The sequence below is a fragment of the Streptomyces sp. NPDC034099 genome (assembly GCF_055575415.1).
This window is the reverse complement of the sequence record NZ_JBVISR010000001.1, coordinates 1,054,134-1,074,740: the sequence shown is the minus strand read 5'-3', so window position 1 is coordinate 1,074,740 and position 20,607 is coordinate 1,054,134. Positions and strand designations below refer to the sequence as shown.

The 20,607-nt window shown below is 71.6% G+C and carries 21 protein-coding genes and 1 rRNA gene; 16 read left to right on the top strand and 6 right to left on the bottom strand.

Going from position 1 to position 20,607, the window contains the following annotated elements; genetic code table 11:
- The first annotated feature begins 158 nt into the window (after positions 1 to 158).
- The 10 genes from rrf (at position 159) to ACZ56V_RS05105 (ending at position 8,118) form a co-directional block, all read left to right on the top strand.
- Positions 159 to 275, top strand: a 5S ribosomal RNA gene (gene rrf / locus ACZ56V_RS05150).
- Positions 276 to 338: 63 nt separating this feature from the next.
- Positions 339 to 986 carry an HAD family hydrolase gene (locus tag ACZ56V_RS05145; protein ID WP_398917508.1) on the top strand — a complete coding sequence of 216 codons (648 nt, stop codon included), beginning with the start codon at positions 339 to 341 and terminating at the stop codon, positions 984 to 986.
- A gap of 76 nt (positions 987 to 1,062) precedes the next feature.
- A complete protein-coding gene (locus tag ACZ56V_RS05140) occupies positions 1,063 to 1,779 on the top strand; it encodes a VC0807 family protein (RefSeq protein WP_468939321.1) in 717 nt (238 codons plus the stop codon).
- A gap of 23 nt (positions 1,780 to 1,802) precedes the next feature.
- Positions 1,803 to 3,041, top strand: a complete 1,239-nt coding sequence (locus tag ACZ56V_RS05135; protein ID WP_468939318.1) for an MFS transporter — start codon at positions 1,803 to 1,805, stop codon at positions 3,039 to 3,041.
- Positions 2,992 to 4,164, top strand: a complete 1,173-nt coding sequence (locus ACZ56V_RS05130) for an acetoin utilization protein AcuC (protein ID WP_468939315.1) — start codon at positions 2,992 to 2,994, stop codon at positions 4,162 to 4,164. The genes ACZ56V_RS05135 and ACZ56V_RS05130 overlap by 50 nt, the downstream gene beginning before the upstream one ends.
- Positions 4,165 to 4,444: 280 nt before the next feature.
- Complete coding sequence (locus ACZ56V_RS05125) at positions 4,445 to 5,260, top strand: phosphatase (protein ID WP_398917516.1); 816 nt, start codon at positions 4,445 to 4,447, stop codon at positions 5,258 to 5,260.
- 129 nt (positions 5,261 to 5,389) lie between these two features.
- Positions 5,390 to 5,602 (top strand): helix-turn-helix domain-containing protein, encoded by a 213-nt coding sequence (locus ACZ56V_RS05120; protein WP_398917688.1) that lies wholly within the window; start codon positions 5,390 to 5,392, stop codon positions 5,600 to 5,602.
- Positions 5,603 to 5,711: 109 nt separating this feature from the next.
- A complete protein-coding gene (locus tag ACZ56V_RS05115; RefSeq protein WP_003948845.1) occupies positions 5,712 to 5,810 on the top strand; it encodes a 30S ribosomal protein bS22 in 99 nt (32 codons plus the stop codon).
- Between the two features lie 164 nt (positions 5,811 to 5,974).
- Entirely contained in the window at positions 5,975 to 7,036 is a 1,062-nt protein-coding gene (locus tag ACZ56V_RS05110; RefSeq protein WP_467382665.1) for an NAD-dependent epimerase/dehydratase family protein, read from the top strand.
- A 14-nt stretch (positions 7,037 to 7,050) separates the two neighbouring features.
- Positions 7,051 to 8,118 (top strand): lysophospholipid acyltransferase family protein, encoded by a 1,068-nt coding sequence (locus tag ACZ56V_RS05105; protein ID WP_468939310.1) that lies wholly within the window; start codon positions 7,051 to 7,053, stop codon positions 8,116 to 8,118.
- A gap of 216 nt (positions 8,119 to 8,334) precedes the next feature.
- Here the strand turns inward: ACZ56V_RS05105 and ACZ56V_RS05100 are convergent, their stop codons facing one another.
- The 3 genes from ACZ56V_RS05100 to ACZ56V_RS05090 all read right to left on the bottom strand — a co-directional run bounded on the left by ACZ56V_RS05100 (position 8,335) and on the right by ACZ56V_RS05090 (position 11,891).
- On the bottom strand, positions 8,335 to 9,582 hold the full coding sequence (locus ACZ56V_RS05100; RefSeq protein ID WP_467382662.1) for a DUF5667 domain-containing protein: 1,248 nt from the start codon (positions 9,580 to 9,582) through the stop codon (positions 8,335 to 8,337).
- A gap of 249 nt (positions 9,583 to 9,831) precedes the next feature.
- The gene (locus tag ACZ56V_RS05095; protein WP_356367754.1) at positions 9,832 to 10,626 is read right to left on the bottom strand and encodes an ECF subfamily RNA polymerase sigma factor, BldN family; all 795 of its coding nucleotides are present in this window, start codon (positions 10,624 to 10,626) and stop codon (positions 9,832 to 9,834) included.
- Between the two features lie 314 nt (positions 10,627 to 10,940).
- Positions 10,941 to 11,891 (bottom strand): HAD family hydrolase, encoded by a 951-nt coding sequence (locus tag ACZ56V_RS05090; protein WP_398917524.1) that lies wholly within the window; start codon positions 11,889 to 11,891, stop codon positions 10,941 to 10,943.
- Between the two features lie 120 nt (positions 11,892 to 12,011).
- Here ACZ56V_RS05090 and ACZ56V_RS05085 point away from each other — a divergent pair, with 120 nt between their 5' ends.
- The 5 genes from ACZ56V_RS05085 (at position 12,012) to ACZ56V_RS05065 (ending at position 17,748) form a co-directional block, all read left to right on the top strand.
- Positions 12,012 to 12,317, top strand: coding sequence for a glutaredoxin family protein (locus tag ACZ56V_RS05085; RefSeq protein ID WP_467382660.1), 306 nt, complete (start codon positions 12,012 to 12,014; stop codon positions 12,315 to 12,317).
- A gap of 274 nt (positions 12,318 to 12,591) precedes the next feature.
- On the top strand, positions 12,592 to 13,362 hold the full coding sequence (locus tag ACZ56V_RS05080) for a redox-sensing transcriptional repressor Rex (RefSeq protein WP_104633512.1): 771 nt from the start codon (positions 12,592 to 12,594) through the stop codon (positions 13,360 to 13,362).
- Positions 13,359 to 15,098 (top strand): glutamyl-tRNA reductase, encoded by a 1,740-nt coding sequence (locus tag ACZ56V_RS05075; protein WP_468939305.1) that lies wholly within the window; start codon positions 13,359 to 13,361, stop codon positions 15,096 to 15,098. The genes ACZ56V_RS05080 and ACZ56V_RS05075 overlap by 4 nt, the downstream gene beginning before the upstream one ends.
- On the top strand, positions 15,095 to 16,054 hold the full coding sequence (gene hemC / locus ACZ56V_RS05070; RefSeq protein WP_356367763.1) for a hydroxymethylbilane synthase: 960 nt from the start codon (positions 15,095 to 15,097) through the stop codon (positions 16,052 to 16,054). The genes ACZ56V_RS05075 and hemC overlap by 4 nt, the downstream gene beginning before the upstream one ends.
- Positions 16,051 to 17,748, top strand: coding sequence for a bifunctional uroporphyrinogen-III C-methyltransferase/uroporphyrinogen-III synthase (locus ACZ56V_RS05065; RefSeq protein WP_104633515.1), 1,698 nt, complete (start codon positions 16,051 to 16,053; stop codon positions 17,746 to 17,748). Before hemC ends, ACZ56V_RS05065 begins: the two co-directional genes overlap by 4 nt.
- A gap of 42 nt (positions 17,749 to 17,790) precedes the next feature.
- Here the strand turns inward: ACZ56V_RS05065 and ACZ56V_RS05060 are convergent, their stop codons facing one another.
- Positions 17,791 to 18,477 carry a TetR/AcrR family transcriptional regulator gene (locus tag ACZ56V_RS05060; RefSeq protein WP_468939300.1) on the bottom strand — a complete coding sequence of 229 codons (687 nt, stop codon included), beginning with the start codon at positions 18,475 to 18,477 and terminating at the stop codon, positions 17,791 to 17,793.
- Between the two features lie 115 nt (positions 18,478 to 18,592).
- Between ACZ56V_RS05060 and ACZ56V_RS05055 the strand changes: the two genes are divergently transcribed.
- Complete coding sequence (locus ACZ56V_RS05055) at positions 18,593 to 19,576, top strand: NAD(P)-dependent alcohol dehydrogenase (RefSeq protein ID WP_398917553.1); 984 nt, start codon at positions 18,593 to 18,595, stop codon at positions 19,574 to 19,576.
- On the opposite strand, the gene ACZ56V_RS05050 is transcribed toward ACZ56V_RS05055, so the two are convergent.
- Both ACZ56V_RS05050 and ACZ56V_RS05045 read right to left on the bottom strand, forming a co-directional pair.
- A complete protein-coding gene (locus ACZ56V_RS05050; RefSeq protein WP_398917555.1) occupies positions 19,573 to 19,983 on the bottom strand; it encodes an SRPBCC family protein in 411 nt (136 codons plus the stop codon). The genes ACZ56V_RS05055 and ACZ56V_RS05050 overlap by 4 nt on opposite strands.
- Positions 19,984 to 20,064: 81 nt before the next feature.
- Positions 20,065 to 20,526 carry a MarR family winged helix-turn-helix transcriptional regulator gene (locus ACZ56V_RS05045; protein ID WP_398917557.1) on the bottom strand — a complete coding sequence of 154 codons (462 nt, stop codon included), beginning with the start codon at positions 20,524 to 20,526 and terminating at the stop codon, positions 20,065 to 20,067.
- Between the last annotated feature and the right edge of the window lie 81 nt (positions 20,527 to 20,607).

Genomic DNA, 20,607 nt, shown 5'->3' with positions numbered 1-20,607 from the left:
GTTGATAGGCCGGATCTGGAAGCACCGTGAGGTGTGGAGGTGACCGGTACTAATAGGCCGAGGGCTTGTCCTCAGTTGCTCGCGTCCACTGTGTTGGTTCTGAAACCACGAACAATCAGACCGTGTTGGTCACCGGTTGGTTGTCTGTTTCATAGTGTTTCGGTGGTCATAGCGTAGGGGAAACGCCCGGTTACATTTCGAACCCGGAAGCTAAGCCTTACAGCGCCGATGGTACTGCAGGGGGGACCCTGTGGGAGAGTAGGACGCCGCCGAACAATTATTGCGAGGAAACCCCGCACCGGGAACGGTGCGGGGTTTTCTGCGTTTAGGGTCCCTGTATGCGCTACGACCTGGTTATCTTCGACAACGACGGTGTTCTCGTCGACAGTGAGCCGATCTCCAATCGGCTGCTTGCCGGCTATCTCACCGAGCTGGGGCACCCGACGTCCTACGAGGACTCGCTGCGGGACTACATGGGGGCCGCCATGCACCGCGTGCACGACCTCGTCTTGGAGCGGACGGGACGGAGTTTGCCCGCGGACTTCGACGACGTGTTTCACGGGCGGGTGTTCGCCGCCTTCGAGCGGGAGCTGGAGCCGGTTCCCGGAGCCGTCGGGGTGCTGGAGAAGCTGGCCGCGGACGGGGTGGCGTACTGCGTGGCCTCGTCCGGGAGTCATGAGCGGATTCGGGTGGGGCACCGGAAGACCGGGCTGGACCGGTGGTTCGAGGACGAGCGGATCTTCAGTTCCCAGGATGTGGGGCGGGGGAAGCCGGCGCCGGATCTGTTCCTGCACGCGGCGGAGCGGATGGGAGTGGCGCCGGAGCGATGTGTCGTGGTCGAGGACAGTCCGCTCGGTGTGCGGGCCGCAGTCGCGGCCGGTATGGACGTGTACGGGTTCACCGCGATGACGCCCGCCGACAGGCTCGTCGGGGCGACTCGGCTCTTCGGTGACATGGGGGAGTTGGTGGATCTGCTGCGCGGCTGACGCCTGACATTTGTCATGCGCTGTTCCGGACGGTTGTTTCTACTGCGGGCCCCTGCCCGGCCGCGAAGCTGAATGCATGACCAAGCCTCGCAAGTCTCGGACCTTCGTGTCGCTGCTCCTGGACGTGGGAGTACCCGTCGGGTCGTACTACCTGCTGAAGGGCGCGTTCGGGCTGGGCGCGGTCGCGGCGCTGGGCTGGAGCAGTGTCGTGCCGGTGCTGCGGACCGGGTGGGGCGTGCTGAGGGAGCGGGAGGTGAACGCGCTGCCGCTGCTCATCCTGCTGGCCAACCTGGCCGGGCTGCTGCTCAGCTTCGGAACGGGCGACGCCCGGCTGATGCTCGTCAAGGACAGCGCGATCACCAGCCTGGTGGGGTTCGCTCTGCTGGGGTCGGTGGTGCTCGGGCGGCCGATGATGACGGCGACGCTCAAGCCGTGGCTGGTCAAGGGGGACGCGGTCCGTGAGGCGGCCTGGGGGAGGCTGCGGCGGGAGTCGTCGGCGTTCAGGCGGGCGGAGCTGCGGTTCTCGGCGGTGTGGGGCGTCGCCTTCGTCGGCGAGTGCGGGCTGCGGGTCGTGGGGGTCTACACGCTGCCTGTCGACACGATGGTGTGGCTCGGGACGGTCGTCATGATCGTCACGATGGTCGTGGCGTTCGTGGTGAGCGGTGCGCTGGGGGCGGGGCCCATGGTCCACATGATCGGATCCGCCGTCGGCGAGGCCGACTCGGCCGACCTGGGCGACACGGTCCTGGAAGCTGAGAAGAATTCATCTTTGGTTGGATCTACCCACGGGTAAGTCGGGGCCCTACGCTCGCCGCCATGACTGATGTGCTGCGGCGCGGCAGGGCCTCGCTCGCGTTCGGCTTCTTCGCCCAAGGGGTCGCCTTCGCGCTGCTGGTGACGCGCATCCCGGCCATCCAGGACCGGTACGGCGTCTCCGACGCGCTGCTGCCCGCCTTCCTCGCCGCCGTGCCGATCCTGGCCGGTGTCGGGAGTGTGGTGAGCGAGCGCCTGGTGCGGCGGGTGCGGCCGAGCCGGCTGCTGCGCTGGTCCCAGCCGGTGGTGCTGCTGGCGCTGCTCGGCGTCGGGGCGGGGGACCGGGTGGCGGTGCTGGCCGTCGCCCTGGCCGTCTTCGGCCTGGCCGTGGGCGCGCTGGACGCCTCGATGAACATGCTCGGGGTGAGCCTGCAACGGGCGTACGGGCGCAGCATCATGCTCGGGTTCCACGCGGCGTACAGCCTGGGCGGGATTCTGGGGGCCTCGCTGGCGTGGGCGGGCGCGCACTGGGACCTGGCGCTGTGGGTGTCGTATCTGCCGGTCGTGGTGCTGCTGTTGCCGGCCGCGCTGGTGGGGAGCCGGTGGTACGTCGACGGGGAACGGGCCGGGGCGGAGGGCACGGGCGCGGGCGGGACCGGAGCCGGTGGCGTCGGCTTCAAGGTGCTGTTGCCGCTGTGCCTGGTGATGACGTTCGCGTACATCGGGGACTCGACCGTCTCCAACTGGAGCGCCAAGTACCTCCAGGACGTGCTGGGGAGTTCGGAGCAGCTGGCCACCGTGCCGTACAACGTCTACATGGTGACCACGCTGGTGGGGCGGGCCGTCGGGGACTTCGGGGTGCGGCGGTTCGGCGCCGTGGCGGTGGTGCGGGGCGGGGCGGTCGTCGCGGCGGGCGGGTTCGCCGTGGTGGCGTCGGCGCCGGGGGCCTGGGTGGGGATGCTCGGGTTCACACTGCTGGGTCTCGGGCTGTGTGTGCTGGTGCCGCAGACGTTCGCGGCGGCGGGGCGGCTGGCGGCGGAGAAGGACGGTCGTCCGGGGGCGTCCGACGCCGCGGTGGCGCGGCTCAATGTGTTCAACTACGTCGGTTTCCTGATCGGTTCGCCGCTGGTGGGGGCGCTGGGGGACGCCTGGAGTTATCGCGGGGCGATGCTCGTGCCGATGGTGTTGGTGCTGGTGACGGTCGTGTACGCCAGGTCGTTCGAGGCTCGACCGGACCGATACGGTGGCGGTCATGAGCGGCCGCGCACAGCTGATGTGGGACGAGGCAGTAACGGGCTATGACTTTGGACCGGAGCATCCGATGGACCCGGTCCGGCTCGCCCTGACCCGGAGTCTGGTCGGTGCCCTCGGGCTCGACCGGGAGGTGGAGGTCGTCGCGGCGCGACCGGCCGGGGAGTCGACGCTGCGGCTCGTCCACCGCGAGGACTACATCGACGCGGTGAAGGCGGCGTCGGCCGACCCGGGATCGGCGGACGGGTCGTACGGGCTCGGGACGATCGACGATCCGGCCTTCGCGGGGATGCACGAGGTGGCCGCGCTGATCGCCGGGCAGTCGGTGGGGGCGGCGGAGGCGGTGTGGCGGGGGGAGGCGCTGCACGCGGTGAACTTCGCGGGCGGGCTGCACCACGCCATGCCGGGCGCGGCGTCCGGGTTCTGCGTGTACAACGACGCGGCGCTGGCCATCGCGCGGCTGCTGGAGCTGGGGGCCGAGCGGGTCGCGTACGTGGACGTCGACGTGCATCACGGGGACGGGGTGCAGGCGGCGTTCTGGGAGGACCCGCGGGTGCTGACGGTGTCGCTGCACGAGCATCCGGCGACGCTGTTCCCGCAGACCGGGTGGCCGGAGGAGACGGGGGCGGACTGCGCCGAGGGGTCGGCCGTGAACGTCGCGCTGCCGGCGGGGACCGGGGACGCGGGGTGGCTGCGGGCGTTCCACGCGGTGGTGCCGGAGGTGCTCGCGGAGTTCCGGCCGCAGGTGCTGGTGACGCAGCACGGTGCCGATACGCACTTCGAGGATCCGCTGGCGCATCTGGCGGTGTCGCTGGACGCGCAGCGGGCGGTGCAGGTGGCGTGTCATGACCTCGCGCACGAGTACGCCGAGGGGCGGTGGGTGGCGCTCGGCGGGGGTGGATACGCGGTGGTGGAGGTGGTGCCGCGGTCGTGGACCCACCTGGTGGGGATCGCGGCGGGGCGGCCGGTGGAGCCGGAGACGGTGATTCCGGAGGGGTGGCGGCAGGAGGTGTTCGCGCGGACGCGGCAGCTGGGGCCGCAGCGGATGACCGATGGGCGGTGGCCGGTGTCGTACGCCTCGTGGGAGACGGGGTACGACCCTGCGGATCGGTTGGACCAGGCGGTGTGGGCGGCTCGGCGGGCGGTGTATCCGTTGCGGGGGTTGTTGGCGTAGGGGTGGTTCCTCGGGGGCGGATTCCTGGTTGCCCGGCGATGGTGCTGGGCGGGGGTGGGTGCGCAGCCCGGCGTTGCGGGGTGCCTCCCCCACTCCCGGCTTCGCTCGAGCGGGAGATGCCCCCACCGCCCACCCGTGCCGCCTGGGGGTACCTCCCAGGCCGTTCAGGCACTGGGGGAGGCACGATTGCCCGCAGCTGGGGGGCGGGTGTTACGCCGACCGTGCGTAGGTTTTTCCGTTTCCTCTTCCCCGCGCGGGAAGACCCGGCAGCATCGGGGGTGTGCTGACCCGTGGAGCTCTTCGGGCTCATCTTCTTGATGTTCGGCTGGCCGGGGCGGTGGCGACCTCACGGGAGGTGAGTCTGCGGAGATACCGGTTGTTCGCCGCGCGGGATCCCCGGGTGCTGCTCGGGATCGATCCGTTGCGGGCCTGGGGGCCACTGGAGCTGCTGGGACTGATGGCGGAGAGGTGCGGGGTTTCGGCCGATCCGCGCGACACCTCGGGTCAGGACGTGATCGACCCGGACCGGACCCTCGCGGCGCTGGACGCCTTCGCCGACCGGCTCGCGGCGGTCGCCGGGCGTCGTGCCCCGGTGCTGCTCGGCACCGGGCATCCGCATCGACTGCTCGGTTTCTACGTCGCCTTGGCCGAGGCGCTGTCGGCGGCGGGATGTGCTGTCCTCACCCCGGCGCAGGGTCGCTCTGTCGACATAACGACCCGGTTCGGTCTACGCACGTACCTCCTCGACTACGTCCGTGGAGTCGCGTTGGTGCGGGAGCCCGGTGCCGGGCGCGCCGGTGGTGAGCCCGGCGCACACACGCACTCGCCGCTGCCGGTCCGGGCCGCGCTGGCTGCCGCGGCGGAGGGGGGCGGGCCGCTGCCCGAGTTGGTGATCGGGGACCACGGGTGGGTCTGCGGAGCAGGTCAGCTGGGGTTCGAGGCCATCGGTCCGGCCGATACGGACGATCCCGCGCTCTTCGTCGGTCAGGCCGAGGGGTTCGTGTCCGTCGCCGTTCCACTTGATGACGCTGTGCGGTCTGAGTACTACCGACCGCTTACCCGCTACGTACTCAATCGGGCGTGTCTGTCACGGTAGGGAAGCGATGGGTGCACCTCTTCCCCATTCGCATCACCCGCCCCTACATTGGGGAGTGAGCACGCAGCGACGAAGAGTCACCGGAAGGGGAAGCCGGTGGCCGTCGAGTGCGGAAGGTTCAGGTGTGTCATGGTTGCAACGGGCGAAAGGCCTCTGAACGAGGTTCAGTTCCTTACCGTGGCGGAAGTCGCCTCGGTGATGCGCGTGTCCAAGATGACCGTGTACCGGTTGGTGCACAGCGGTCATCTGCCCGCGATCCGGGTGGGACGGTCGTTCCGTGTCCCGGAGCAAGCGGTTCACGAGTACCTCCGCGAGAGCTACGTGGGGGTGGAAACGGCCTGACGGCCCTCGATTACAACCTCAGCGCTCGGACCGGTAGGCTGGCCCCTCGTAGGTCGTGTGGGCCCATGGCGCTCACCAACCGAGTGATGAGAAGTGAGCGAGGATAGTCGTGGGCTCTGTTATCAAGAAGCGGCGCAAGCGGATGGCCAAGAAGAAGCACCGCAAGCTGCTGAAGCGCACGCGCGTTCAGCGTCGCAACAAGAAGTAAGCGACGCTGCGCCGTCAGCGTGTCCTGTGGCCCCCCACCGCATCCGGTGGGGGGCCACAGTCGTGTTTTCGTCATCTGCCGCGTCCGTCGGTCATCACCGGGCAACACCTACCGGCTAAGTTGGCCGCAGCAGGGCTGGAGCAGGCGGAAGGAAGGCGCTGATCTTGGGCAAGGTCGTGCTCGTCACCGGAGTGGCCCGGCAGCTGGGCGGGCGGTTCGTCCGGCGCGTCCAGCGTGATCCCGAGGTGGAGCGGGTGATCGGCGTGGACGCCGTCGCGCCCGAGCACCATCTGGGCGGCGCGGAGTTCGTCCAGGCGGACATCCGGCAGTCGGCCATCGGCCGGGTGCTCGCCGAGACGCGGGCGGACACGGTCGTGCACCTGGACGTGACGGGGACGCCGCTGGGCAGCGGCAGCCGCACGTCGGTGAAGGAGACCAACGTCATCGGCACCATGCAGCTGCTCGGCGCCTGCCAGAAGTCGCCGACGGTACGGCGGCTGGTGGTGAAGTCCAGTACGAACGTCTATGGGTCCGCCCCGCGCGATCCGGCCGTCTGCACCGAGACCACCACGCCCAAGTCCCTGCCCAGCGGCGGCTTCGCCAAGGACGCGGTCGAGGTCGAGGGGTACGTGCGGGGCTTCGCGCGCCGGCGGCCGGACGTGTCGGTGACCGTGCTGCGGTTCGCCAACATCCTCGGCCCGGCCGCGGACACGCCGCTCGCCTCGTACCTCGGACTGCCGGTGCTGCCGACGGTGTTCGGCTACGACCCGCGGCTGCAGTTCGTGCACGAGGACGACGTGATCGAGGTGCTGCGGCTCTGCTCGCACGAGCCCCGGCGGTCCACGCTGAACAGCGGGACGTTCAACATCGCCGGTGACGGTGTGCTGCTGCTCTCCCAGTGCTCGCGGCGCCTCGGCCGCCCCACGGTGCCGTTGCTGCTGCCCGCGGTCACCTGGGCGGGCTCGCTCGTGCGTACGCTGGGGATGACGGACTTCTCCCCCGAGCAGATCCGGCTGCTCACCCACGGTCGGGTGGTGGACACCACGCAGATGCGCGAGACGCTGGGCTTCAGGCCGAAGTACTCGACGGCCGGGGCGTTCGCGGACTTCGCCCGCGGCCGCGGTGCCGGGCTGCTGCCGCCCGAGGCCCTCGCGGGGGCCGTCGACCGGATCGCGGAGCTGTCCCTGCGGGGCAGCGGTCACCTCCCGACGCAGAGCGCCAACTGAGGAGCGCATCAACGATGGCGGACGCCAAGGTCATTCCGTTCGACGACGACCGGTCGCGGGGGAGCCGCGGCGCGGGGAGCCGGCGCAGGGGCGGTTCGGCGGAGTCGGCACCGGCGGGCGACGAGGGGCAGGTGGGTGAGGTGCAGGCGCTGCCCGTACGGGGCACCGCCGCCGAGGACACCGCCTCCGAGCCGGACGCGTCGCCCGCGGCCCCGCCGACGGTGGAGGACGGCGGTGCGGACGGCGGCCTGGAGCGGCGCGTCGCGGCCGGCCTGTCCTTCCTGCGCCGCCGGCTCACCGGGGACTACGCGGTCGACGACTTCGGCTACGACGCCGAGCTGACCGACCAGGTGCTGATGTCCCTGCTGCGGCCGATGTACGAGAAGTACTTCCGGGTCGAGGTGAAGGGCGTGGAGAACATCCCGGCCGAGGGCGGTGCGCTGATCGTCGCCAACCACTCCGGGACGCTGCCGCTGGACGGGCTGATGATGCAGGTCGCCGTGCACGACCACCATCCGGCCGACCGGCACCTGCGGCTGCTGGCGGCGGACCTGGTGTTCGTGCTGCCGGTGGTCAACGAGCTGGCACGCAAGCTGGGCCACACCCTGGCCTGCGCGGAGGACGCCGAACGGCTGCTGGCGCAGGGCGAGCTGGTCGGGGTGATGCCGGAGGGCTTCAAGGGCATCGGCAAGCCGTTCGGCGAGCGCTACAAGCTCCAGCGGTTCGGGCGGGGCGGCTTCGTGTCCACGGCCCTGCGGCAGGGTGCGCCGATCGTTCCGTGCTCGATCGTCGGGGCGGAGGAGATCTACCCGATGATCGGCAACTCCAAGACCCTGGCGCGGCTGCTGGGCTTCCCGTACTTCCCGCTCACGCCGACCTTCCCCTGGCTCGGACCGCTGGGTGCGGTGCCGCTGCCCACGAAGTGGACGATCCAGTTCGGCGAGCCGATCCCGACGGACGGCTACGCGCCGGAGGCGGCCGAGGACCCCGTGCTGATGTTCAACCTGACCGACCAGGTGAGGGAACAGATCCAGCACACCCTCTACAAGTTGCTGGTACAGCGGAGGTCGGTGTTCTTCTGAGGCGGAGCGGGGTGTGATGGCGGGGTGCGGTGAGCCGGCGGACGGAGTCCGGCGCAGCCGGTCGAAGCCCGCGAAGCGGTGCGAGACCGGCGGTGTGGATGGGCTCCAGCACACCCTCTACAAGCTGCTGGTGCAGCGGAGGTCGGTGTTCTTCTGAGGTGCGACGCGCGGGCTGCGTGATGGTGGGGCGCCCCTGGTACCGGGGCGCCCCACCGCTCAGTCCGCGTCCTCCGCCTCGATGCCCAGGCCGGGCAGGAGGCCCGGGAGGAGGGGCGGGAGGGTGACGTCCGGCTCCGTGGGCGGGGTGTGGCCGCCCGCGGGTGGGGAGGCGGTGCCGCTGTCGTCCTTCGGCGGGTCGAGCAGGCCGCCGGTGCCGCCGCCGAGCAGGCCGTCGCTCTCGTCGCCGGAGTCGGCGGACTCGCTGGGCCGGCCGGACTGGGAACGCCCGCGCTCGGACGTGCCGCCGTCCCCGGTGCGGGGCGGCGAGGAGTGAGCGGAGCCGGGGGTGTCGGTGGTCGTCGAGCCGGAACCGCCGGGGCGGCCGCCGTCCCCGCTGTCGTCGTCCTCGGTGGGCGGCTTGGGCAGCATGGACTCCAGCGGAGCCACGTCGTCGTCTATGGCGTCGAACACCGACGACACCTGCTCACTGACGTCGCCGAGCTGCACGGGCAGCCGCTCGCGCAGTGCTCCCCAGGTCTCCCGGTGGGACTGGGAGAAGGCGGAGAGGGCCTGCATGGGCGCCAGCGAGTCCGGGTCGAGGGCGTAGGCCGCGCTGAGCAGACGGTGGCCCTCGGAGGCGTCGTGCTGCATGCCGGACAGGGCGCGGCGGACCTCGCCGAGGGACTCGTGGTCGAGGGGGCCGCTGCGGCCGCGCTCCATCAGCCGGCGTGCCTCGCTGAGCCGGGTCGAGGCGAGGTCCAGGTAGGCCCGGCCCCGCTCGTCGTTGCCGTCGGCGAGGCCGAGGCGGAAGTCCTCTATGCCGCGCTTGAGGCCGTAGAGCGAGTCGCCGGGCAGGGCGTCCGAACTGGCGGCGGCGACTCCGCCGAAGGCTCCGGCGGCCACGCTCACGCTCAGTCCGCCCGCGGTGAGGCCCTTGGCCAGCCGCGAGCGGGGCCGGAACCTGCTCAGCGGAGCGGCCCGATGGGTGCCGCGCGCCCGGCGCTGCTCCGGTACCGACGTGTCCGCCGCCCCGCCGCTCGCGGTGCCCTCCTGCAGCATGGCCTCGAAGGCGGCCACGAGCTGGGCCCGCTGGACGACCTTGACCTCGGGGTCCAGCTGGGGCCGGGGCAGCGTCTCCAGACCATGGGCGAGGGTCACCAGATGACCCTGCTCGGTCGGTTCCGCGCTGGCCCCGGCGGTCGCCGGCCCTCCGGACTGCTCGGCCGCCGTCCCGGAGTCCGACTGCTCCTCCAGGGCCTGGGCGAAGGCGTTCGCCCGCCGGTGTGCCGATACGTTCGCGATCACTGGCGGCACCTCCTCTCGTCATCACGGTCGACTCCCCAGGGGGTCCTGAGGGTTGCACGCCCTGACCGGATCCATCCGATCGGGTGATCGGAGTCGGCCAGGGAGTGACCACAGGGAGCCTGCATCCCGCACAACGAGCGGCGCGGTACTTGGGTTACGGACGGTGGGTGCTCGGACCGCGGACTCAACAGACCCTCACCGATGGTGACTTGGAGAATGCGAAGGGTGAGCGCCCTCGGTGGGCGTCTCTCAGCGGGCGTCGTCCGGGAGCAGGCGGGCGAGGGTCCGCACGGCCCGGTACTGGAGCGTCTTGATGGCGCCCTCGTTCTTGCCCATGACGCGGGCGGTCTCGGCGACCGAGAGGCCCTGGAGGAAGCGCAGGGTCACGCACTCCTGCTGTTGCGGGTTGAGCCGTCGTACGGCCTCCAGCAGGGCGGCGTTGGAGAGCGACTCGAGGACGGAGTCCTCGGGGGAGCGCTCGACCTCGTTGGCGTCGAGCATCTCGCCGGTGGTGACCTCGAGGCGGAAGCGGCTGGACTTGAAGTGGTCGGCGACCAGGTTGCGGGCGATGGTCACGAGCCAGGCGCCGAAGTCACGCCCCTGCCAGGTGAAGGTGCCGATGCGCCGCAGGGCCCGCAGAAAGGTCTCACTGGTGAGGTCCTCGGCGGTGGCCTTGCCGCCCACGCGGTAGTAGATGTAGCGGTACACGGTGTCGCTGTACTGGTCGTAGAGCCGGCCGAAGGCGTCGGCCTCGCCGGCCTGGGCCCGCTCGACCAGCTCCATCATGCGGGCGCTGTCGCTGTCCGCGGCGGGGCGGCGGTGGGTGGTGGCGGCGGCCCCGGACGAGGACGACCGCGCGCGTCTGCCGACGGCGGCGCTTCCTTCGGCCAGTGCGTAGCACGGACCGGCGGGCGCGGCGGCCGCGGCGAGGGCGGGGACGGCGTACGCGGTGGGGACGAAGCCGCGCAACAGGTCATGGGCTGATTTGACCGTTGCGCGCAGCGTAGCCAGGCCCGAGGCGTCAACCCCGACGTGTGGGTACACGGGACTCCCAGAGGCAGAGCTTCCATCACGTGCAGTACGGAACCATTCACCCGTCGTAGCGAAGGTGGGGTACCGGAATGCGTCTGAGGAGAATAACGCTTCGTGCAGGCACTGCTACGCCGAGTTGCTCAAATCATCGATTACGTCGCTTCTGTGCCCGATTGACGCTCGATCAGCTGCGCCAGAATGATCGCTTGGTGACCGGAACGGTTCGAATTCCGGGTGACTACAGAGCGTGTTGTGGTCGATGTGGGTTCGGGGGACTGGAGAGACCGCGCTGGGGGTACGTCATCCCGATTGGGCCGACGGCCGGATCAGCGGCGTCGGCGGTGCAGCGCGATGGCCGCCGCGGTGCCGCCCGCCACGGCGCCGACGCCCGCGGCCGCGGGGATGCCGACCTTGGCCGCCTTGCGGCCGGTGCGGTAGTCGCGCAGGCGCCACTCCAGCTCGCGGGCGTGCTTGCGCAGCTTTGAGTCCGGGTTGATGGCGTACGGGTGTCCGACCAGGGACAGCATCGGGATGTCGTTGTGGGAGTCGCTGTAGGCGGCGCAGCGGGACAGGTCCAGGGCCTCCGCCGCCGCCAGGGCGCGTACCGCCTCCGCCTTCGCGGGGCCGTGCAGCGGCTCGCCGACCAGCTTGCCCGTGTAGACGCCGCCGATCGACTCGGCGACCGTGCCGAGCGCGCCGGTCAGGCCCAGGCGGCGGGCGATCACCTGGGCGATCTCCACCGGCGCCGCCGTGACCAGCCAGACCTTCTGCCCGGCGTCCAGGTGGGCCTGGGCGAGGGCGCGGGTGCCGGGCCAGATGCGCTCGGCCATGTACTCGTCGTAGATCTCCTCGCCGATCGACTTCAGCTCGGAGACGCGGTGGCCCTTGACGATCGACAGCGCGGAGTCGCGGGCGTCCTGCATGTGCTCCGGGTCCTCGAACCCGGCCAGCCGGAACCATGCCTGCTGCCAGGCGAAGCGGGCGAGGTCGCGGGTCTCGAAGAACTTCCGCTTGTACAGGCCCCGGCCGAAGTGGAAGATCGCGGCGCCCTGCATCACGGTGTTGTCGAGGTCGAAGAAGGCGGCCGCCCGCTCGTCGCCGTGCACCGGGAACTCCGGTTCCGCGGCGCCGCTGCCGGGAGCGGCTTCCCGTGTTCTCTCTGCGGTCTCGGCGGCCTCCGCGGACTTGCGCGCCGCCTCCGCCGAGGCCTCGCCTGCCAACACGCTCCGCGCCGTGGCGGAGCGCCTACGGGGAGTGAGCCATCGAAGAGCGGCCATGCCCGTGAGCATAGCCAGTCTGTTCGGATGCTTCGGAGTCGAGAGGTTCGCGGGCCGTGAACTCTGGGCGACCGTGCCGTTAAAGGGCATCGGGCCCGGGGTTCGCCCGCGCGCGCGAGAATGGCCGGCATGAGCCCCCTCTTCCGCCGGAAGCCCGCGCAGTCCCCTGAGCACTCCGAGAACCATCTCGTCACCCTCATCCGCAAACCCGGCTGCCATCTGTGTGATGACGCACAGCTCGTCGTCGAGAAGGTCTGCGCCGAGCTCGGTGTCCCCTGGGAGGGGAAGGACATCACCGAGGACCGTGGGCTCCACGACCAGTACTGGGAACAGATTCCGGTCGTGCTGATCGACGGCCGGCAGCACACCTTCTGGCGTGTGAACGAGGAACGGCTGCGCAAGGCACTGACCGATCAGTACAAGTAGTCCGTATGGTCGCTTAGGATCGATGGCGACCAGGTCTCGGGGGCGTTGATCGTGAGGAGTGTGTGCGGCTTTGCCCCCGATGAGTGAGGAGCGAGGGCGTGTACGCGCCGGTTCCCGTCCCGTGCGCCGGGGGCGCGTGACCCCGGTCACGTTGGCCGGGCAAATCGGACACCATCTTTGTGCACGCGTTCACAAAGACATAGCCTGCATTCGACGGGGCGGTCATGTAGGGACGTATGACCGCCTACAGCCCCGCTCTACCCGCAGGAGCACCGTGGCAACTGGCCGAGCACACCGACCGGCGACCCGCAGCCGAGGGATTCCCGAGGCCACCGTCGCCAGGCTTCCGTTGTACCTCCGCGCACTGACCGCGCTCTCCGAGCGCTCGGTGCCCACGGTCTCGTCCGAGGAGCTGGCGGCCGCCGCGGGGGTCAACTCCGCGAAGCTGCGCAAGGACTTCTCCTACCTCGGCTCCTACGGGACGCGGGGCGTCGGCTACGACGTCGAGTATCTCGTCTACCAGATCTCCCGCGAACTCGGCCTGACCCAGGACTGGCCGGTTGTGATCGTAGGAATCGGTAACCTCGGCGCCGCGCTCGCCAACTACGGCGGCTTCGCCTCCCGCGGTTTCCGGGTCGCCGCGCTCATCGACGCCGACCCGGGGATGGCCGGAAAGCCCGTCGCCGGCATCCCGGTGCAGCACACCGACGAGCTGGAGAAGATCATCCAGGACGACGGTGTATCCATCGGCGTGATCGCGACCCCCGCCGGCGCCGCCCAGCAGGTCTGCGACCGCCTCGTGGCCGCCGGTGTCACCTCCATCCTGAACTTCGCGCCGACCGTGCTGAACGTCCCCGAGGGCGTCGACGTGCGCAAGGTCGACCTCTCCATCGAGCTGCAGATCCTCGCCTTCCACGAGCAGCGCAAGGCGGGCGAGGTGGCCATGGGCGACGCCGGTGCCGTGCCGCCCGTCGCCGCCCGCAAGCAGCAGCCCTCCACCGACCAGGGACCCGACGGGGACGTACCCGCCGTGATGCCGGCATGAGCCTCCTCGTCGTCGGGCTGAGCCACCGCAGCGCCCCGGTCAGCGTGCTGGAGCGGGCCTCGCTGAACGCGGACGCCCAGTTCAAGCTGCTCCAGGACACGGTCGCCGCCGAACCGGCCGCCGAGGCCGCGCTGCTGGCCACCTGCAACCGCATCGAGCTGTACGCCGACGTCGACAAGTTCCACGCCGGTGTCGCCGAGCTGTCCACGCTGCTCGCCCAGCACAGCGGGGTCGGCCTGGAGGAGCTCACTCCCCATCTCTATGTGCACTACGAGGACCGGGCCGTCCACCACCTGTTCTCGGTGGCCTGCGGGCTCGACTCGATGGTGGTCGGCGAGGGGCAGATCCTCGGCCAGATAAAGGACTCGCTGGCCCGCGCCCAGGACCTGCACACCGCCGGACGGCTCCTGAACGACCTGTTCCAGCAGGCCCTGCGGGTCGGCAAGCGCGCCCACTCCGAGACCGGCATCGACCGCGCCGGACAGTCCCTGGTCACCTTCGGCCTGGAGCAGCTGTCCGCCGGAGCCGACGTCCAGCAGTGGGCCCGGGGCAAGAAGGCCCTGGTCATCGGCGCCGGTTCGATGTCCTCGCTGGCCGCCGCCACGCTGGCGCGGTCCGGGGTCGCCGAGATCGTGGTCGCCAACCGCACCTTCGAGCGCGCCGAGCGGCTCGCACAGATCCTTTCCGAGGGCGACGACACGGACGTGCTGGCCCGCGCGGTACCGATGGACTCGGTGCCGGTCGAGCTGACACGTGCCGACGTGGCCGTCTCCTGCACCGGTGCGACCGGACTGGTCCTCACGGCCGACGCCGTGGCCGCCACCGTGGCGGGCCGCACCGGCGCGCCCGCCGTCGAGTCCGACGTAGCGGCCGACGCCGGTTCCGCCGGTGTACGGGGGGAGCGGCAGGGTGCGGAAACGCCACTGCCGGGCCCCGGTACCACGGCCGGCGGCGACGAGAACTGCCCCCTGGACCTGTCCTCCGTCCCGTCCGGCTTCTCCGTCATGGGCGAGGCCGCCGTGGCCGGCATGGACGCCGCGACGCTGGAGCAGCACGGGGCGTGGGCCGCGGGCGGCACGGCGGTGGACCGGCCGCGCGAGACGGGCCGGACCGGTCCGGAGGCGGAGGCCGAGCTGATCGGCGCGCTCGCCGCGACCGCGACGCGCGTCGGCCGCATCCCCGAGCGCCGCCGCCCCGAGCCGGTCGCCGACGTGCCGCGCCCCGAGCCCGTGCTCTTCCTGCTCGACCTCGCCATGCCGCGCGACGTCGACGCCGCCGTGCACCGGCTGGCCGGGGTGCGCCTGGTGGACATCGAGTCGCTCGCGGACGCCTCCGCCGACGCGCCGATGGCCGCCGACGTGGACATGGTCCGCCGGATCGTCGCCGACGAGGTCGCCGCCTTCGGCGCCGCCCAGCGCGCCGCGCACATCACGCCCACCGTGGTCGCGCTGCGCAGCATGGCCGCGGACGTGGTGGCCGGTGAGATCGCCCGCCTGGAAGGGCGGCTGCCGGGGCTCGACGACAAGCACCGCGCCGAGATCACCCAGACCGTCAAGCGGGTGGTCGACAAGCTCCTGCACGCACCGACGGTGCGGGTCAAGCAGCTCGCCGCCGAACCCGGCGGTGCCGGGTACGCGGACGCGCTGCGCACCCTGTTCGACCTCGACCAGGAGACGGTGGCCTCCGTCTCCCGCGCCGGGAACAGCACCACTGAGAAGAACCGAGGGCCGGCATGACTGAGAAGGCACTGAGGCTGGGGACGAGGCGGAGCAAGCTCGCCATGGCCCAGTCCGGCCAGGTGGCGGACGCCGTGAGCCAGGTGACCGGTCGGCCCGTTGAGCTGGTCGAGATCACCACGTACGGCGACACGTCGCGCGAGCACCTGGCGCAGATCGGCGGCACGGGCGTGTTCGTCGCCGCGCTGCGGGACGCGCTGCTGCGGGGAGAGGTGGACTTCGCGGTTCACTCGCTCAAGGACCTCCCCACCGCGCAGCACGAGGGCCTGGTCGTGGCCGCGGTCCCGGAGCGCGAGGACCCGCGGGACGTGGTCGTCGCCCGGGACGCGCGCAAGCTGACCGACCTCCCGCGCGGGGCGCGCATCGGTACCGGGGCGCCGCGCCGCATGGCGCAGCTGAACGCGTACGCCCGCACCCACGGGATGGAGATCGAGACGGTCCCGATCCGGGGCAACGTCGACACGCGCATCGGATACGTCCGCAGCGGTGAGCTGGACGCGGTCGTGCTGGCCGCCGCCGGGCTCAACCGGGTGGGGCGCATCGACGAGGTGACCGACTTCCTGTCGGTCGACACGGTTCTGCCCGCCCCCGGCCAGGGGGCACTGGCGATCGAGTGCGCGGCGGACAACGCCTCACTGATCGCCGCGCTCGCCGAGCTCGACGACCCGTTCACGCGGGCCGCCGTCACGGCCGAGCGGTCCCTGCTCGCCGCCCTGGAGGCCGGCTGCAGCGCCCCGGTGGGCGCGCTGGCCGACCTTCTGGCCGACGGGCAGATTGTCAAGGAAATGCGCCTGCGCGGCGTCGTCGGCACGACCGACGGCTCGACGCTGGTGCAGCTGTCCACCACCGGTCCCGTGCCCGAGACGCACGAGGCGGCGCTGGCGCTCGGTCGCGAACTCGCCACCGAGATGCTCGCCCAGGGCGCGGCCGGTCTGATGGGGGAGCGAGCACAGTGAGCCCCACCACCCTTCCCGCCGGTCCTGAACACGGGCACGTCACCTTCCTCGGTGCCGGACCCGGAGATCCGGGACTGCTGACTCTGCGCGCCGTCGAGGCGCTGGCGCACGCGGACGTCCTCGTCGCCGAGCACGAGGTGCTCGACGTCGTACGCACGCATGCGAGGCAGGGCGTGTCGGAAGTGCACACGGATACCGATCCGTCGGATCCGGGCACAGGCGCGCCCCAGCTGACGGTTGTTGACGGTGCGTCAACGATCGTCGGCGCCCCCGCTGTGCGGGATGCCGCACATCTTGTCATGGAGGCCGCGCGGGGCGGCAGGCGGGTCGTGCGTGCGGTGACCGGGGACCCCGGGCTCGACGCGTACGCCGCCGAGGAGATGCTGGCGTGTGCCGCCGCCGGGGTGCCCTTCGAGGTGGTCCCCGGTGTCGCGAACGCCGTCGGTGTGCCCGCGTACGCCGGTGTGCCGCTGCGGGACGCGGAGGGCGCCGACGTACGGTTCGTGGACGCCCGTACGGCGTCGGACCGCTGCTGGACCGAGGTGGGCGCCTCCGACGGCACGGTGGTCGTGTCGACGACGCTGGACTCGGTGGCCGCGGCGGCCGGCGAGCTGGTGTCGGCGGGCCGCAAGCCGGACACCCCGCTGACGGTGACGATCGCCGGTACGACGACGCGGCAGCGCACCTGGACGGCGACGCTCGGCACGGTCGCCCAGACGCTGAAGCAGGCGAAGGTGCTGCCGTCCCCGGACGGCGGCCGCCCGGTGATAGCCGTGGTCGGCGAGCGCTCCGCCCCCGCCCGGCGCGACCAGCTGTCGTGGTTCGAGTCCAAGCCGCTGTTCGGCTGGAAGGTCCTCGTACCGCGTACGAAGGAGCAGGCGGCGTCGCTCTCCGACCAGCTGCGGTCCTACGGGGCCGTCCCCAGCGAGGTCCCGACCATCGCGGTGGAACCGCCGCGCACCCCGCAACAGATGGAGCGGGCGGTCAAGGGCCTGGTGACGGGCCGCTACGAGTGGATCGCGTTCACGTCGGTCAACGCGGTGAAGGCGGTCCGCGAGAAGTTCGAGGAGTACGGCCTCGACGCCCGCGCCTTCGCCGGCATCAAGGTCGCGGCCGTGGGCGAGCAGACGGCGAACGCCCTGATCGCCTTCGGTGTGAAGCCGGACCTGGTGCCGAGCGGCGAGCAGTCGGCCGCCGGTCTCCTGGAGGACTGGCCGCCCTACGACCCGGTGTTCGACCCGATCGACCGCGTCTTCCTGCCGCGGGCGGACATCGCCACGGAGACGCTCGTCGCCGGTCTGATCGAGCTGGGCTGGGAGGTCGACGACGTCACCGCCTACCGCACGGTGCGCGCCTCGCCGCCCCCGGCCACGACCCGGGAGGCCATCAAGGGCGGCGGCTTCGACGCGGTGCTCTTCACCTCGTCGTCCACGGTCCGCAACCTGGTCGGCATCGCGGGCAAGCCGCACAACGTCACGGTGATCGCCTGCATCGGCCCGGCGACGGCCAAGACGGCCGAGGAGCACGGGCTGCGCGTCGACGTCATGGCGCCGGAGCCGTCCGTCCTCAAGCTGGCGGAGGCCCTGGCCGACTTCGGTCTGCGGCGCCGGGCGGCGGCGTTGGAGGCGGGGGACCCGGTGACCCGGCCGAGCGAGCGGAGGCCGGGGTCACGGAGACGGCGGTCTTCGACCTGAAAGTGACGTGGGGCGCCCTGTACGGGGCGCCCCACCGTCGTTTTACCGGACGGGCAGCGGACGGTGCAGTCCCGCCAGGTCCACCGGCGGCGCCGGTGGCAGTGGTCCCGGGCGGGACGGTGGGTGGGCCTGGAAGGACTGGAAGAGGTAGGTGAGGAGGCGGCGGGCGGCGGGGAGGGCCGTTTCGGGGGGCTGGGCGGCCAGGCCGCTCACCGCGAGGAGAAGCAGGGGGATGTCGGCCGGGTCGAAGTCCTCGCGGAGCTGGCCGGCGTCGCGGGCGCGCCGGACCAGGAGGGACAGGCGCTCCTCGGCGACGGCGCGTTCCCGGTCGTAGTCCAGGGCCTCGGGGAAACCGGCGATGAAGACCGTCTCGAAACCGCGGTCGGTGACCACCGTGGTGCATACCCTTTCGAGGAGGGTGTACAGGCCGTGGCCCGGGTCGGGGTCCGCCATGGCCTCCTCGAACACCGTCGCGCACACGGCCAGCTGGTCCTCGAAGGCGGCGGTGACGAGCGCCGAGCGGGTGGGGAAGCGGCGGTAGAGGGTGGCCACGCCGACACCGGCCCGGCGGGCGACCGCGCTCATCGGGGCGTCCACACCCTGGGCGGAGAACACCTCGCGCGCCGCCTCCAGGACGCGTTCGCGGTTGCGGCGGGCGTCTGCGCGCAGCTCCGCCGGGGCTTCTCCGGCCGCCGGAGCGGGCGGCTTGTGAGAGGGCTGGTCAGGCATGTTTCTCACTTCCGGGTAAGTGGAGGGCCTCGTCCACTTATGGCTCTAGCGTGAGCCTAGCAGCGGACGCGGACCTCGCCTCCGCGCTTCCCGGACGCGAAATGGATCACGAGACATGGGTGAGATGAAGGCGGTTCTCTTCGACCGCTACGGGCCCCCCGAGGTGCTCTACGTCGGACGGCGGCCGGTGCCGGCCATCGGCCCCGACGAGGTGCTGGTGCGGGTGCGTGCCGCCGCGGTCAACGGCGGTGACCTCCACGTCCGGACCGGAAAGGTGCGCCTGGTGACCGGGCGGGCCTTCCCCAAGGGGTGCGGCATCGACTTCGCGGGGGAGGTGGCCGAGGTCGGGGCCTCGGTGCGCGGGGTGCGGGTGGGGGAGCGGGTGTGGGGGCTGCTGGGGCGGCGCACCGGCAGCATGGCCGAGTACGTCGCCGTCGGCCGGCGGCACATCGCGACCGCGCCCGGGAACCTCACCCCGGAGGAAGCGGTCTCGCTGATCGCGGGCGCGACCACGGCGCTGACCGCGCTGCGGGACAAGGCCGCGTTGCAGCCCGGTGAGCGGCTCCTCGTGCGGGGCGGCAGCGGGGGTGTGGGCAGCGTCGCCGTGCAGGTCGGCAGGCTGCTGGGCGCCCATGTCGTCGCGCTCGCGGGCGGGCGGAACCTCGACTTCGTGCGGGGGCTGGGGGCCGAGGAGGCGCTGGACCACCGCAGGACTCCGCCGGCCACCCTCGGCCGCTTCGACGTCGTCCTCGACACCGTCGGCACCGAGCAGGCCCGGGTGCGACGGCTGCTGGCGCCGGGCGGGCGGATGGTCGCCGTCACCGTCGACTTCGACCGGCCGCTCGCGGGGATCGCCACGGTGCTCGGTTCCGCCGTGCACGGCAAGGGGCGCATCCGCTTCTTCAGCGGCAATCCCGACAGCGCGCTGCTCGCCGAGGCCGCCCGGCTCGCCGAGCGGGGCGACCTCGTCCCCGTCGTCGACACCGTCCACCCGCTCGACCGGGTCGCCGACGCCCAACGGGCCCTGGAGGCCGGGGGCGTTCGGGGCAAGCACGTCGTGCGGGTCGCCGGGCCGGCCCCGGCGGCCGCCACGCCCTAGTCGGACTCCAGCAGCTCCTTGAGCCTCGCCAGGTCTGCGGTGACCATGTCCGCGTCGCGCTCGAAGTCGGCGTCGGTCGTCCCAGGCTGCCGGCGGAGGGTGAACACCACCTCGCTCCCGGTGCCGTCGGCGATCACGCGGACCGGGTTGTAAACGGTCTCCCCGGAGGGCAGCGTGACGTGGTGGTCGAGCACCCCCAGGTCGTTGCGCGGGGTGAAGGTCACCGTGACCCGGCCCAGGGGAGAGGAGTCCGCGATCCATTCGTCCGCGATCCGCTCGATGGACCTGCCGAGACCGTGGGCCCACGCGGGCAGGTTGGCCGGGTCCGAGGCGTAGGCGTAGACGTCGGACGCGGTGCGGTCGATGTGGACGCCGAGGTGGCGCGACTCCTTGCCGGTGCTGTTCATGCCGGTGACGCTAGCGGGCCGCCACCGCCGTTGCCTTGAAGGAATCGGACACGGAACCGGGCGCCCCCCCGGTGGTGCCGGTCAGTGGTGCCAGGCCCGGCCGCCCGTGTTGCGGATGAAGCGCTGGAGCACCTTCATGGTGGTCAGGTACTCCTCGTCGGAGATTCCGGCGTGGCGTTCCGTCCACAGGTCGTCCTGGAGGGCGGCTGCCTTCTCGAAGAACGTCCTGCCCTCCGGAGTCAGGGAGAGCAGGCCGTCGGAGGCGGTCTCGGTGATCCAGCCCGCCGCGATCGTCGCGTCGATCTCCGACTCCATCGCCTCCGGGCCCGCGTCGAGGTAGTTCCGCAGGAGGCCGGAGACCTCGGCGCGGGTCTTCGGGGTGTCGGCACGGCCGACCTGGGCGAGGACCCACCACTGTGACTGGGTCGTGCCGAGCTCGGCCAGGGCCGCCCGGGTCCGGGTGACGACGGCCTTGTACGCCGCCCAGCTCCAGTAGCCGATGGGCTGGCGGATCAGTTCGGCGTCGCCGTGTGAGTAGTCCATGGCGCCGACCGTAGAAGCTGAAGTCCGGTTGAGGTCAAGCGTTGTCCGGGGCCGGCCCGGGCCGACTCGTCGTCGGCAAAG

Excerpts from the sequence above, each read along its gene's own strand:
- ACZ56V_RS05145 (WP_398917508.1), top strand. The coding sequence starts at position 339 with ATGCGCTACGACCTGGTTATCTTCGACAACGACGGTGTTCTCGTCGAC.
- ACZ56V_RS05140 (WP_468939321.1), top strand. The coding sequence starts at position 1,063 with ATGACCAAGCCTCGCAAGTCTCGGACCTTCGTGTCGCTGCTCCTGGAC.
- ACZ56V_RS05135 (WP_468939318.1), top strand. The coding sequence starts at position 1,803 with ATGACTGATGTGCTGCGGCGCGGCAGGGCCTCGCTCGCGTTCGGCTTC.
- ACZ56V_RS05130 (WP_468939315.1), top strand. The coding sequence starts at position 2,992 with ATGAGCGGCCGCGCACAGCTGATGTGGGACGAGGCAGTAACGGGCTAT.
- ACZ56V_RS05120 (WP_398917688.1), top strand. The coding sequence starts at position 5,390 with ATGGTTGCAACGGGCGAAAGGCCTCTGAACGAGGTTCAGTTCCTTACC.
- ACZ56V_RS05105 (WP_468939310.1), top strand. The coding sequence starts at position 7,051 with ATGGCGGACGCCAAGGTCATTCCGTTCGACGACGACCGGTCGCGGGGG.
- ACZ56V_RS05090 (WP_398917524.1), bottom strand. The coding sequence starts at position 11,891 with ATGGCCGCTCTTCGATGGCTCACTCCCCGTAGGCGCTCCGCCACGGCG.
- ACZ56V_RS05085 (WP_467382660.1), top strand. The coding sequence starts at position 12,012 with ATGGCCGGCATGAGCCCCCTCTTCCGCCGGAAGCCCGCGCAGTCCCCT.
- ACZ56V_RS05075 (WP_468939305.1), top strand. The coding sequence starts at position 13,359 with ATGAGCCTCCTCGTCGTCGGGCTGAGCCACCGCAGCGCCCCGGTCAGC.
- hemC (WP_356367763.1), top strand. The coding sequence starts at position 15,095 with ATGACTGAGAAGGCACTGAGGCTGGGGACGAGGCGGAGCAAGCTCGCC.
- ACZ56V_RS05060 (WP_468939300.1), bottom strand. The coding sequence starts at position 18,477 with ATGCCTGACCAGCCCTCTCACAAGCCGCCCGCTCCGGCGGCCGGAGAA.
- ACZ56V_RS05055 (WP_398917553.1), top strand. The coding sequence starts at position 18,593 with ATGGGTGAGATGAAGGCGGTTCTCTTCGACCGCTACGGGCCCCCCGAG.
- ACZ56V_RS05050 (WP_398917555.1), bottom strand. The coding sequence starts at position 19,983 with ATGAACAGCACCGGCAAGGAGTCGCGCCACCTCGGCGTCCACATCGAC.
- ACZ56V_RS05045 (WP_398917557.1), bottom strand. The coding sequence starts at position 20,526 with ATGGACTACTCACACGGCGACGCCGAACTGATCCGCCAGCCCATCGGC.